This is a genomic window from Selenomonas oralis, from assembly GCF_051603425.1.
GTDB lineage: Bacteria > Bacillota > Negativicutes > Selenomonadales > Selenomonadaceae > Selenomonas > Selenomonas sputigena_A.
This window is the reverse complement of record NZ_CP194411.1, coordinates 1-12,662: the sequence shown is the minus strand read 5'-3', so window position 1 is coordinate 12,662 and position 12,662 is coordinate 1. Positions and strand designations below refer to the sequence as shown.

9 protein-coding genes and 2 rRNA genes are annotated in these 12,662 nt (G+C 54.8%); all 11 read left to right on the top strand.

The genetic code is table 11. The features are described from left to right. The first annotated feature begins 41 nt into the window (after positions 1-41). Complete coding sequence (locus ACRTGH_RS00055) at positions 42-1,310, top strand: tRNA nucleotidyltransferase/poly(A) polymerase-related protein (protein WP_368848008.1); 1,269 nt, start codon at positions 42-44, stop codon at positions 1,308-1,310. A gap of 102 nt (positions 1,311-1,412) precedes the next feature. Next, positions 1,413-1,991 (top strand): gamma carbonic anhydrase family protein, encoded by a 579-nt coding sequence (locus tag ACRTGH_RS00050; protein ID WP_368848007.1) that lies wholly within the window; start codon positions 1,413-1,415, stop codon positions 1,989-1,991. Between the two features lie 22 nt (positions 1,992-2,013). Next, the gene (ndk, locus tag ACRTGH_RS00045) at positions 2,014-2,433 is read left to right on the top strand and encodes a nucleoside-diphosphate kinase (RefSeq protein WP_368848006.1); all 420 of its coding nucleotides are present in this window, start codon (positions 2,014-2,016) and stop codon (positions 2,431-2,433) included. 10 nt (positions 2,434-2,443) lie between these two features. After that, complete coding sequence (locus ACRTGH_RS00040; RefSeq protein ID WP_368848005.1) at positions 2,444-2,944, top strand: cob(I)yrinic acid a,c-diamide adenosyltransferase; 501 nt, start codon at positions 2,444-2,446, stop codon at positions 2,942-2,944. A gap of 19 nt (positions 2,945-2,963) precedes the next feature. Then, positions 2,964-3,263: a hypothetical protein gene (locus ACRTGH_RS00035; protein WP_368848004.1), complete on the top strand. Its 300-nt coding sequence runs from the start codon at positions 2,964-2,966 to the stop codon at positions 3,261-3,263. Between the two features lie 18 nt (positions 3,264-3,281). Beyond that, on the top strand, positions 3,282-3,968 hold the full coding sequence (ftsE, locus tag ACRTGH_RS00030; protein WP_368848003.1) for a cell division ATP-binding protein FtsE: 687 nt from the start codon (positions 3,282-3,284) through the stop codon (positions 3,966-3,968). Beyond that, on the top strand, positions 3,958-4,845 hold the full coding sequence (gene ftsX, locus ACRTGH_RS00025; protein WP_368848002.1) for a permease-like cell division protein FtsX: 888 nt from the start codon (positions 3,958-3,960) through the stop codon (positions 4,843-4,845). The genes ftsE and ftsX overlap by 11 nt, the downstream gene beginning before the upstream one ends. A gap of 11 nt (positions 4,846-4,856) precedes the next feature. Then, on the top strand, positions 4,857-5,996 hold the full coding sequence (locus tag ACRTGH_RS00020) for a murein hydrolase activator EnvC family protein (protein ID WP_368848001.1): 1,140 nt from the start codon (positions 4,857-4,859) through the stop codon (positions 5,994-5,996). A 52-nt stretch (positions 5,997-6,048) separates the two neighbouring features. Continuing rightward, complete coding sequence (locus ACRTGH_RS00015; protein ID WP_368848000.1) at positions 6,049-7,200, top strand: S41 family peptidase; 1,152 nt, start codon at positions 6,049-6,051, stop codon at positions 7,198-7,200. 514 nt (positions 7,201-7,714) lie between these two features. Next, positions 7,715-9,367 (top strand): 16S ribosomal RNA (locus tag ACRTGH_RS00010). Between the two features lie 378 nt (positions 9,368-9,745). Then, positions 9,746-12,662: ribosomal RNA gene (locus ACRTGH_RS00005) — 23S ribosomal RNA — on the top strand. The 16S and 23S rRNA genes sit together here, the layout of an rRNA operon.

Here is a 12,662-nt window from a genome sequence, read left to right as displayed (position 1 = left end):
AAGGCGTCGGGCGGCAGCGCGGCTCTGGGGGCGAGGTGCGGATGAGGGAAACGGATTTTATCGAGGCAGTGGAAAATGCCGGAGGCACGCTCTATATCGTGGGCGGTTGGGTGCGCGACATGCTGCGCGGGGAGAAGCCGCAGGATAAGGACTTCGTTGTTGCCGGGATGGAGCGGGAGACGTTTTTGCGCCTTTTTCCTGCTGCCGTATGTACCGGAAAGTCCTTTCCCGTGTACCTTTTGGAAATCGACGGAGTAAAAGCGGAAGTCGCGTTTGCCCGCCGCGAGAAAAAAACGGGACGAGGCTATACGGGCTTTTCCGTGGACTTTGCGGCATCGGTCACGATCGAAGAGGATCTCCTGCGCCGCGATACGACGATGAACAGCATGGCACTGCGTCTGCCCGAAAAGACTTTAATCGATCCCTATGGCGGACAGGCCGATATCGAAAGGCGTACAATCCGCGCCACATCAAAGCATTTTCTCGAAGATCCCGTGCGCGCCCTGCGTGCAGCAAGACAGGCGGCGGAACTCGACTTTTCCGTGGCGGATGACACCGTGCCGCTGATGGCCGCCTGCGGCTCTGAACTTATGTCTGAACCGGCAGACCGCCTTGTCCATGAGTTGTCGCGCGCACTCGCTGCGCCGCGGCCGTCTCTTTTTTTTCAGGTGCTCCTGCAGGCAGATTTATTGCAACTCGTATTTCCTGAATTGTTTGCCATGCGCGGCAAAATGCAGCCCGCAGCGTATCATCCCGAAGGAGACGCCTTCGCTCATGCGATGCAGGTTGTTGACGAGACGGCGCGGAGGACGCGGAACCTGCCCGCACGCTTTGCCGCGCTTGCGCATGATCTCGGCAAGGGGACGACGCCGGCGGAGATGCTGCCGCATCATTATGGGCATGAGGGTCGCGGTCTTGAGGCGCTTGCGGCATGGAACAAGCGCATGACCTTGCCGAGAGCATGGCTGCAGGCGGCGCGTTTTGTGATCAAGGAGCACATGCGTGCACCGCTTCTTGCCAAGAAGGGCAAGATGGTGGAACTCCTGCTTGCCGTGGAGCTGTCGGGTCTGTCCTTCGCCGATTTTTGCAGCATCATCCTCGTCGATCACGGCGCCTTGCCTCGCTATCTGGCTGAAGGGGAGGAGATTCTTGCGTTGCTCCGCGGCATACGGGGCGGCGATGCTCCGCCTGGAATGGAAGGCCCCGCTGTCGGGCGATGGCTGCACGAGCAGCGCGTGCGGGCGCTGGGGCGGTATTTGGCGCAAGGGACGGCTGAGCGGGAAGTGCAGCAGGATTCGGCAGAGGAATGAAAAGCGGTGCGCCGTTTTATCCGAGCTTCCTTTACAAGCCGGAGAAATTTTTTTATAATAGTTTCGTTGGCTTAGGGAAATAAAGAGATGGGAGGGGTTTGCATGGCAGTCATCCTGCCCTACAAAGGCGTGTCACCGAAAATTGACGCGACGGCGCTGATCGCGCCGAATGCGACAATCATCGGGGATGTGACGATCATGGAGGGTGCGAATATCTGGTTCAATACGGTCCTGCGCGGTGATTTGCAGCCGATTGTCGTCGGCAGGTATACAAATATACAGGACAACTCCACGATCCACGTTATGGGCGATGCGCCGACCATCATTGGCGATTATGTGACGATCGGACATAACACGCTGATTCACTGCAGCAAGATTGGCAACAACTGCTTGATCGGCATGGGCTCTGTCTTGCTTGGCTATACGGAAATTGGGGAGAACACGATCATCGGGGCGGCGACGCTTCTGACGCAGCACAAGAAAATCCCGCATGATTCCCTCGTTTACGGCAACCCTTCGCGCATTGTCCGTGCGCTGCGCGATGACGAATTGGAAGCCGTCCGCGCCTCAGCTGAGAACTACTGCAAGCTTGCCCGCATTTACAGGGAAGAAAGAGAGGCGCGGGAAAGCGGGGAGAAAAAGGCGGCTATGCTGCATAAGCTGGACAAAAAGAATCTTTAAAAACAGGGGAGATGTTCTTTTTATGAAGGAAAAAACGCTGGTACTCATCAAGCCGGATGCATTCGAGAAGAATCATACGGGTGAAATCATTGCCATTTATGAAAAAAAGGGCCTGAAGCTTTGCGCGATGAAGCTCATGCAGATGACGAAGCGTGTGGCTCAGAAGCATTATGCTGAGCATATCGGACGCCCTTACTACGAAGAGCTTGAAAGCTTCATGACCTCGGCGCCGCTCGTCGCCATGGTGCTTGAAGGAGATGACGCGATCGCCCGCGTGCGCGAGATCAATGGCAAGACGAATCCTGCCGAAGCGGCTGAGGGAACGGTGCGCAGGCTGTTTGCCGAGAGCGTCGGCAAGAACGCCGTCCATGCCTCGGACAGCCCTGAAAGCGCAGCGCGCGAGATCGCAATATTTTTCAGTGAAATTGAAATCTTCGATTGAGGTGAAATGAATGGGCGTTTATACAAAGACCGGCGATAAGGGACAGACAAGCCTCTACACGGGCGAACGCGTCGACAAGGATGCCCTGCGCGTCGATACGTATGGGGCGCTTGATGAGGCGGGATCGGCCTTGGCCATGGCGCGTGCCTTTGCCACGAAGGAAACCGTGCGCGAGAAGATCGTGCTCCTGCAGAAAAAGCTTTCGCTGCTCATGGCCGATATCGCGAGCCTTGGGCAGGAGCCGATGGTCACATTTGACGATGCGGCGATGCTCGAAAAGGATATCGACGAGATTGAAGCGCATTTGCCGAAGCTCACGCATTTTCTTGTTCCCGGCGATACACAGGCCGGCGCCATGCTCGATTTTGCACGCACGACGGTGCGCCGTGCCGAACGTCGCTTCTACGCACTCTCGCGCGAGGCGGTTCTCCATAAGGAGGATCAGGTCTTCCTCAATCGCCTCTCCGATTACTGCTTCATGCTCATGCGCTTGGAAGAAGCGAAGGACTGAATGGGCAGAACCGGCTGTCGTGGATGCGATGGCTCCCGTTTGTTTATTGCCCCTGTTCGGGTATAAAAACCCGGGCAGGGGCATCTTCTGTGCTGGGGAGAAACGCGTCGGCAATGGAATATATATGGAGATCCCCGGAGAAAATGCTTTATTTTCAGTTGGTTATCACCCGGATATAGCTGCATATCTGCTTCAGGATTTGGCGGCAAGGCATTGTGTTCGCCTTGAGGAAAGAAAATTGTTAAGAAAAGATTGCCGCAAAAAGCAGAAAGTCGGTACTTGTGCTATAATAGAAAAGAATGTCAAATCGGGCATCTGATATGGGGGAATTCATCGGATGATTTATATGAAGGATGTTTCCAAGGTTTATGATAATGGCACCGTGGCGCTCGACCATGTGAGCGTCAAGATAGAAAAGGGAGATTTCGTCTTTCTCGTCGGGGCAAGCGGCGCGGGCAAATCGACGTTTGTGCGCCTGCTGCTGCGGGAAATTCTGCCGACGAGCGGAAAGCTGCGCGTGAATGGGCACGATATGATGAAGCTGAAGCCGAAGGATGTGCCGTACCTGAGGCGCGGTTTGGGCGTGATTTTCCAGGACTATAGGCTCTTGCCGGATAAGACCGTCTATGAAAATGTCGCTTTTGCCATGCAGGTCATTGAGGCGCCGCGACGCCTCATGCAGCGCAGTGTGAATTCGGTTCTGGATATTGTAGGACTTCGCGAGAAGTGGAAAAACTTCCCGTCGCAGCTTTCGGGCGGTGAGCAGCAGCGTGTGGCGATTGCGCGTGCTATTGTCAACGATCCGGCCATCGTCATCGCGGACGAGCCGACGGGCAATCTTGACCCTGAGACGTCATGGGAAATCATGGATATTTTCCGCCGCATCAACGATGCGGGGGCGACGATCATCATGGCGACGCATGACAAAAATATCGTGGACACGATGAAAAAGCGCGTCATTGCCATCGAAGGCGGCCGCATCGTGCGCGACGAAGCGAGGGGAGGATACGGCTATGAAGCTTAGGACAAGCGAATATTTCATACGAGAGGTTTGCATTTCCATCAAGCGCAACACCTGGATGTCGTTTGCTTCCATCGGTACGGTTGCCGTCTCGCTTTTCATCCTGGGCATGTTCCTCATCATCGTGATGAATATGAACCGCATGGCCTCGATGCTCGAGTCGCAGGTACAGATCAATGTCTATCTGTCGGACAAACTCAAGGGTTCGGAGATTGATGATATCGAGGATGACTTGAACAAGATGCAGGGCATTGAAAGCGTCAAATATGTGAGCCGTGAGGAGGCGATCGTGCGCCTGCGTGAACGCCTCGGTGACCAGAAGTATCTGCTCGATGCGCTTGACGACAAGAACCCGCTGCCCAATTCCTTCGAAGTGACGGTAAAGCAGCCGACGATGGTGGAGACGGCTGCCAAGGCGATTGAGCGATTTGACGGTGTGGAATCCGCGAAGTACGGACAGGATGTCGTCGAGCATCTCTTCGATATGACGCGCCTCATACGCGCCTTTGGGTTTACGCTCATGCTGCTTTTGGCAGGGGCGACGCTGTTCATCATATCGAATACGATACGTTTGACGGTCTTCGCGCGCAGGAAGGAAATCGCCATCATGAAGTACGTCGGCGCAACCGATTGGTTCATTCGCTGGCCGTTCCTTCTCGAGGGCGTCGTGCTTGGTTTCTTCGGAGGTGTTTTCGCTTCCGTCGCGCTGCGGAGCATTTATGGAATGATAACGGCCAAGGTTTACAGCACATTGGCTTTTCTGCCGCTGATTCCGCAGTATCCGTTCGTCAATTTCATCAGTGTCGTGATGCTCTTGAGCGGCATGGTGATCGGAGCGCTTGGCAGTACGATTTCGCTCAAAAGATTCCTCAAGGTTTAGGAGGCTTTTTCATGTTTTTTTATACCGGATGGGGAAAGCAGGGAAAAAAGATCGCGGCGGCAGCGCTTTGTGCGGTTTTTCTCGTCGGGCTTTCGCCTGTCGCTTTCTCGGAAAGTCTGGAAGAGCAGCGCGATGAGTATATCCATAAGGCTGACCAGGCGCAGCGAAAAAAGAATGAGATAGAGTCGGAAATCGAGGGTCTTTCCGAAGCAAAGCGTGAACTTGATGAAGCGGCGGATGCTGCGAAGAAGGCATACAAGGATGTCCGCAGCGAACTTGACGCGACGGAGGACCGCATTGATGAAAACGAGGAAAAACTCAAGGTTCTGAACAAGGATTATGATAAGAAAACGGATCAGCTTGCCGCTCGCGTGCGGGATATCTATATCAACGGACAGATCAGCTACCTCGATGTGCTTTTTGGTGCGAAGGATTTCCAAGACTTCTTTACGCGCATGGACTTGCTGAAAAAGGTCATCCAGCAGGATTACGATCTCGTGCAGGTGGTCTTTGCCGAGAAGCAAGCCATCGAAAACTCCACACGGGAGCTTGAGAAGGATAAGGCTGCGAAGAAAAAACTCGTCGATGAGGCGAGCGTACGCCGAAAAGAGGCGGAAAAGAAGCAGGAAGCGCAGCAGTCTCTTATCGACAAGATGGAAACGGATCGCGCGACACAGGAGCGCATTATCAACGAAAATATGGCAGCCTCCAAAGAGGTTGAGCGGATGATAAGGAACAGCCGTTACCAGCCGGCGGTGCCCTCGGGCAACGGCGGTATGATCTGGCCGATTTCAGGTCCGATCACCTCGCCTTTTGGCTGGCGCATCCATCCGATTACGGGTGCGAGCCGCTTCCATTCGGGCATAGACATCGGAGGCGACTACGGCGATACCATCCATGCCGCGGCGTCCGGCATCGTGTCCTATGCAGGCTGGATCTCGGGTTACGGCTATGCTGTCATCATCGACCACGGCGGCGGCGTATCGACGCTTTACGGGCATAACCAGGCGCTTCTTGTGAGTGAAGGACAGTCGGTTTCGCAGGGGCAGCCCATAGCTGAATGCGGCTCGACAGGAAATTCGACAGGCCCGCATTGCCACTTTGAGGTGCGTGTAGACGGCGAACCGGTTGAACCGATGGGGTATCTCTGATTTTTCTTTTGCTGTCGGATGAAATACTTTTCAGCGGAAGGTTGGTGAAAATTTGAAAAAGAGGAACGTTGCCCTGCTCGTCGTCATGACGTCGTTCGTCACCTTTACGGCGACGGTGCTCGGCATTTATGCCCTTCTGGGCTTCAACGGACAGAAGATGAAGGACGTCGTGCGCTTCTTTGGTGCGCTGCGCTTCATCGAGACGCAGTATGTGCAGGATGTGGACTATACAAAGCTGATTGACGGTGCCATTTCCGGCATGGTCAAGACGCTGGACGATCCCCATTCCATTTATCTGAACCAGCAGATGTATGAGATGCTCAAGGCACATACGGAAGGTTCGTTTGGCGGCATCGGCATTGTCATGGGCTTCAAGGACAACAAGGTCACAGTTATTTCCGTTATGGAAGGAACGCCGGGAGAGGCGGCCGGCATCAAGACCGGCGATGAGATCGTGGCAGTCGATGGAAAACCGACGCACGAGATCGAGCCGGAAGAAGTCGCGATGCACATCCGCGGCGAAGTCGGTACGAATGTCGTCCTGACGATCCGTCGCGCGGGCGAAGAGGATCAGGACTATACCATCACGCGTGCGACGATCCAGGTGCATACGGTCGCAGGACAGATGCTGCCCGATACGGAAGGCATCGGCTACATCCGCATCGCTTCCTTCTCCGAACATACGGCGTCAGAATTCAAGGAAGCCTATAACAATCTTGAAACGGAAGGCATGAAAGGCATGATCCTCGACTTGCGTGAAAATCCCGGCGGCCTTGTAACGAGCTGCGTGGAGATCGCCAACATGGTCGTCCCCAAGGGACCGGTTGTCTCCGTTGTACAGAAAGACGGTACGAAAGAGGAATACGACTCAAAGCTTGAAAAGGAAAAATATCCGATTGTCGTGCTCATCGACGGCAACAGTGCCTCGGCGAGTGAAATCCTTGCGGGTGCACTGCAGGATACGGGCGCAGCGACACTCGTCGGTGCAAAATCCTACGGCAAGGGTTCGGTGCAGGTCGTCATGCCCCTTTATGACGACGACGCCCTGAAGCTGACGATTGCGAAGTATTATACGCCCTCGGGCCGCAGTATTGACGGCACAGGCATAGAACCGGACGTCCCCGTGGAGCAGGCTGACGGCGCATCAAACGACACGCAGCTTCTGAAAGCGATTGATATCATGAAGAGCAAGCTCGCGGGTTGAGCGGCTTGAAATAAAAGCGCGGCAGTGCAGGAAATGGACTGCCGTGTTTTTTTGTAAAAAAACGTCAAAAAGCGCTTGACAATCACTCGGGAGTAGGATAAGATAGTCAAGTCGCCTGAAGTGAGCAGGCGCGAACAAGCCGGAGCAATTCGGCGGTGTTCCTTGAAAACTAAACAATGCAGAAATGAATCATCTATATGATTCAAGCCAGATGTCCATCAAGAGAGATCTTGATGAAACATCGATTGTGAACTACAAATTGTAAAAGCAATCGACAATTTCTTTATGCGGTTCGAAAGAATCGTATCCAAAGATAAAAAAGAGCCAATCACGGCTCTCTGCTAAAAGCAATTTTCTCCGCCATGATTATTCAACATAGTCGGCAACGGAGAAAAAACGCAGAGATTTTTTCGCTAGGAAAGGAATGGCGAAGCCGCGTCCCGCAGACGTACTCGCGTACGTCGAGGACACACGGCGAAGCCATGACGCAGCATAGCGCAAAAAGATCAAGTTTTTTTCGGAGAGTTTGATCCTGGCTCAGGACGAACGCTGGCGGCGTGCTTAACACATGCAAGTCGAACGGAGTCTAAAAATTACCACTGAGCTCTTAGCCGGTGGTAGAGAAGCGTCATGGACACGAAGTGGCCATCACGCGTTAAAAAAGTGCCGACACAGGGCTGAGGCCTGAGTGGTGATTTTTAGACTGAGTGGCAAACGGGTGAGTAACACGTAGGCAACCTGCCGACAGGATGGGGACAACATTCCGAAAGGAATGCTAATACCGAATGAAGTCCGAGAGGGGCATCCCTCCTGGATGAAAGATGGCCTCTGAATATGCTATCACCTGTCGATGGGCCTGCGTCTGATTAGCCAGTTGGCGGGGTAACGGCCCACCAAAGCGACGATCAGTAGCCGGTCTGAGAGGATGAACGGCCACATTGGGACTGAGACACGGCCCAGACTCCTACGGGAGGCAGCAGTGGGGAATCTTCCACAATGGGCGAAAGCCTGATGGAGCAACGCCGCGTGAGTGAAGAAGGTCTTCGGATCGTAAAGCTCTGTTGCAGGGGACGAAAACCGGGTTTGAGAACATTGAGCCTGGGTGACGGTACCTTGCGAGGAAGCCACGGCTAACTACGTGCCAGCAGCCGCGGTAATACGTAGGTGGCGAGCGTTGTCCGGAATTATTGGGCGTAAAGGGAGCGCAGGCGGGCTGCCAAGTCCATCTTAAAAGTGCGGGGCTCAACCCCGTGAGGGGATGGAAACTGGCAGTCTTGAGTGCAGGAGAGGAAAGCGGAATTCCCAGTGTAGCGGTGAAATGCGTAGATATTGGGAGGAACACCAGTGGCGAAGGCGGCTTTCTGGACTGTAACTGACGCTGAGGCTCGAAAGCCAGGGGAGCGAACGGGATTAGATACCCCGGTAGTCCTGGCCGTAAACGATGAATGCTAGGTGTAGGAGGTATCGACCCCTCCTGTGCCGGAGTTAACGCAATAAGCATTCCGCCTGGGGAGTACGGTCGCAAGACTGAAACTCAAAGGAATTGACGGGGGCCCGCACAAGCGGTGGAGTATGTGGTTTAATTCGACGCAACGCGAAGAACCTTACCAGGGCTTGACATTGAGTGAAACGTGTAGAGATACACGCCTCCCTTCGGGGACACGAAAACAGGTGGTGCATGGCTGTCGTCAGCTCGTGTCGTGAGATGTTGGGTTAAGTCCCGCAACGAGCGCAACCCCTGTCCCTTGTTGCCAGCACGTAAAGGTGGGAACTCAAGGGAGACTGCCGTGGAGAACGCGGAGGAAGGCGGGGATGACGTCAAGTCATCATGCCCCTTATGTCCTGGGCTACACACGTACTACAATGGGATGGACAGAGGGAAGCGAGGGCGCGAGCCGGAGCGGATCCCAGAAACCATCCCCCAGTTCGGATTGCAGGCTGCAACCCGCCTGCATGAAGTCGGAATCGCTAGTAATCGCAGGTCAGCATACTGCGGTGAATACGTTCCCGGGCCTTGTACACACCGCCCGTCACACCACGGAAGTCATTCACGCCCGAAGCCGGCGGGCCAACCGCAAGGAGGCAGCCGTCTAAGGCGGGGGCGATGACTGGGGTGAAGTCGTAACAAGGTAGCCGTATCGGAAGGTGCGGCTGGATCACCTCCTTTCTAAGGTGCTGAGCTGTCGAAGAAGCAAGCCCGAAGGGCGCAGCGGATTCGGAAACAGCTCGTACGCGAAAACGTCCCAAGAACGCGAGCCGAAAGGCGAAGCGTGATTGGGAGACGTTGACCGCGCCGAGCCGTTGCAGCTTGATCTTAAGTCGAGGCATAGGGCTGGCATAAGCCTTTCTGCATTGTCTAGTTTTGAGGGAATACCTTCTCTCAAAGTCGTACCTTGAAAACTACACAGAAGACAAAATGAAAGAAAATCATCGAAGGCTGTAGCAATACAGCAAAGATTTTCCGAACATTTTAGGATCACAAACCAAGACAAGAACATCAGAAATGATGCCTTGAAGGCGAAACACACGATGAAAATCGTGGAAAAGTCAAGCTACGAAAGGCATACGGTGGATGCCTTGGCGTCAGGAGTCGAAGAAGGACGCGATCAGCTGCGAAAAGCCGTGGGGAGCCGCAAATAGGCCTCGATTCACGGATATCCGAATGGGGCAACCCAGTGCGAGTCATGTCGCACTACCCGAAAGGGAGACAAACCCGGTGAACTGAAACATCTAAGTAGCCGGAGGAAAAGTAAACAATAGTGATTCTCTTAGTAGCGGCGAGCGAAAAGGGAAGAGCCCAAACCGAGAGCTTTCGGGCTTTCGGGGTTGAGGACCAGCAAAAAGGGAAAGCAGCCTAGTGGAACGGCATGGGAAGGCCGGGCAAAGAGAGTGAAACCCTCGTACACGAAAGGCTGAAGAACGGGCTGGGATCCAGAGTACCACGGGACACGAGGAACCCTGTGGGAAGCGGGGTGGACCACCATCCAAGGCAAAATACTACCTGACGACCGATAGAGGAAAGTACCGTGAGGGAAAGGCGAAAAGAACCGCGGGAGCGGAGTGAAATAGAACCTGAAACCGTATGTCCACAAGCAGTCGAAGCGCATTATTGGCGCGACGGCGTGCCTATTGAAGAATGAACCGGCGAGTTGTCCCGTCGAGCAAGGTTAAGCGGAAGACGCGGAGCCGAAGCGAAAGCGAGTCTTAAGAGGGCGAAGAGTTCGACGGGGCAGACCCGAAACCACAGTGATCTATGCATGGCCAGGCTGAAACCCAGGTAAAATTGGGCGGAGGGCCGAACCCGTGAGTGTTGAAAAACTTTGGGATGAGCTGTGCATAGGGGTGAAATGCCAATCGAACGTGGAGATAGCTGGTTCTCCCCGAAATAGCTTTAGGGCTAGCCTCGGGCGATGCATGCAGACGGTAGAGCACTGATCGGGCAAGGGGGCGTAAAGCCTACCGACCCCAGTCAAACTGCGAATGGCTGCATGGCAAGCCCGGGAGTCAGCGTGCGAGTGATAAGACCCGTACGCAAGAGGGAAACAGCCCAGACCGCCAGCTAAGGTCCCCAATGCTGTACTAAGTGGAAAAGGATGTAGGAATTCGAAAACAACCAGGATGTTGGCTCAGAAGCAGCCACCATTTAAAGAGTGCGTAATAGCTCACTGGTCGAGAGTCCCTGCGCCGAAGATGTCCGGGGCTCAAGTACAGAACCGAAGCTGCGGCTGCATAGGAAACTATGCGGGGTAGGGGAGCGTACCATGGGCGGAGAAGCCGTACCGGAAGGAGCGGTGGAGCGCATGGCAGTGAGAATGCCGGTATGAGTAGCGAAAAGGCCAGCAAGAATCTGGCCCACCGAAAGCCTGAGGTTTCCTGGGCAACGCTCGTCGTCCCAGGGTCAGTCGGGACCTAAGCCGAGGCAGCAAGCATAGGCGATGGACAACTGGCAAACATTCCAGTACCGCAGGGAGTCGTTTGAGTGATGGAGTGACGCAGGAGGGAGCTTGGGCGCGCGAATGGAAGAGCGCGTCGAAGCCGGTAGGCTGCAAGGGAGGCAAATCCCCCTTGTAAAAGCCGAGACGTGACAGGGAGGCAAACCTTTGGGTGAGCCGAAGCCAAGCGGACCACACTGCCGAGAAAAGCTTCTAGCGAGACGAACTGCGCCCGTACCGAAACCGACACAGGCAGGCAGGGAGAGGATCCTAAGGTGCGCGGGAAAACCCTCGTTAAGGAACTCTGCAAATTGCATCCGTAACTTCGGGAAAAGGATGGCCGTTCCTGGTGAAAACCCTAGCGGTTGGAGCTGGAGGCGGCGACAGAAGAGAAGCCCAAGCGACTGTTTACCACAAACACAGGTGCCTGCAAAAGAGAAATCTGACGTATAGGTGCTGACGCCTGCCCGGTGCTGGAAGGTTAAGGGGAGAGGTCAGGAGCAATCCGAAGCCTTGAGCTGAAGCCCCAGTAAACGGCGGCCGTAACTATAACGGTCCTAAGGTAGCGAAATTCCTTGTCGGGTAAGTTCCGACCCGCACGAAAGGCGTAACGATTTGGGCACTGTCTCGACGAGGGGCCCGGTGAAATTGAAATACCTGTGAAGATGCAGGTTACCCGCGACTGGACAGAAAGACCCCATGGAGCTTTACTGCAGCTTGGCATTGATGCCCGGCGGATGATGTACAGGATAGGTGGGAGGCTGAGAAAGGCGGCCGCAAGGACGCCCGGAGCCGCTGTTGGGATACCACCCTTCCTCCGCTGGTCATCTAACCGGAGTGGTTACGACACTCGGGACAGTGCCAGGTGGGCAGTTTGACTGGGGCGGTCGCCTCCGAAAGAGCAACGGAGGCGTCCAAAGGTTCCCTCAGCGCGGACAGAAATCGCGCGAAGAGCATAAAGGCAGAAGGGAGCTTGACTGCGAGACCGACAAGTCGAGCAGGTACGAAAGTAGGGCTTAGTGATCCGGTGGAATGAGAGTGGAATTGCCATCGCTCAACGGATAAAAGCTACCCTGGGGATAACAGGCTAATCTCTCCCAAGAGTCCATATCGACGGGGAGGTTTGGCACCTCGATGTCGGCTCATCACATCCTGGGGCTGAAGCAGGTCCCAAGGGTTGGGCTGTTCGCCCATTAAAGTGGTACGTGAGCTGGGTTCAGAACGTCGTGAGACAGTTCGGTCCATATCCATCGCGGGCGGAAGAAACCTGAAGGGGGCTGCTCCTAGTACGAGAGGACCGGAGTGGACGGACCGACGGTGTACCAGTCATGGCGCCAGCCGTGCAGCTGGGTAGCTGCGTCCGGAAAGGATAAACGCTGAAAGCATCTAAGCGTGAAACCAGCCCTAAGATGAAGTTTCTCACGGAGTAGTCCGGTAAGGCACCTCAAAGACGATGAGGTTGATAGGCGGGGAGTGGAAGCGTCGCAAGGCGTGCAGCCGACCCGTACTAATATGCCGAGGGCTTGACTC

What these genes read in the sequence shown, in the direction of transcription:
- ACRTGH_RS00055 (WP_368848008.1), top strand. Translation starts at nt 42, where the DNA reads ATGAGGGAAACGGATTTTATCGAGGCAGTGGAAAATGCCGGAGGCACG.
- ACRTGH_RS00040 (WP_368848005.1), top strand. Translation starts at nt 2,444, where the DNA reads ATGGGCGTTTATACAAAGACCGGCGATAAGGGACAGACAAGCCTCTAC.
- ftsE (WP_368848003.1), top strand. Translation starts at nt 3,282, where the DNA reads ATGATTTATATGAAGGATGTTTCCAAGGTTTATGATAATGGCACCGTG.
- ACRTGH_RS00020 (WP_368848001.1), top strand. Translation starts at nt 4,857, where the DNA reads ATGTTTTTTTATACCGGATGGGGAAAGCAGGGAAAAAAGATCGCGGCG.
- ndk (WP_368848006.1), top strand. Translation starts at nt 2,014, where the DNA reads ATGAAGGAAAAAACGCTGGTACTCATCAAGCCGGATGCATTCGAGAAG.
- ACRTGH_RS00050 (WP_368848007.1), top strand. Translation starts at nt 1,413, where the DNA reads ATGGCAGTCATCCTGCCCTACAAAGGCGTGTCACCGAAAATTGACGCG.
- ftsX (WP_368848002.1), top strand. Translation starts at nt 3,958, where the DNA reads ATGAAGCTTAGGACAAGCGAATATTTCATACGAGAGGTTTGCATTTCC.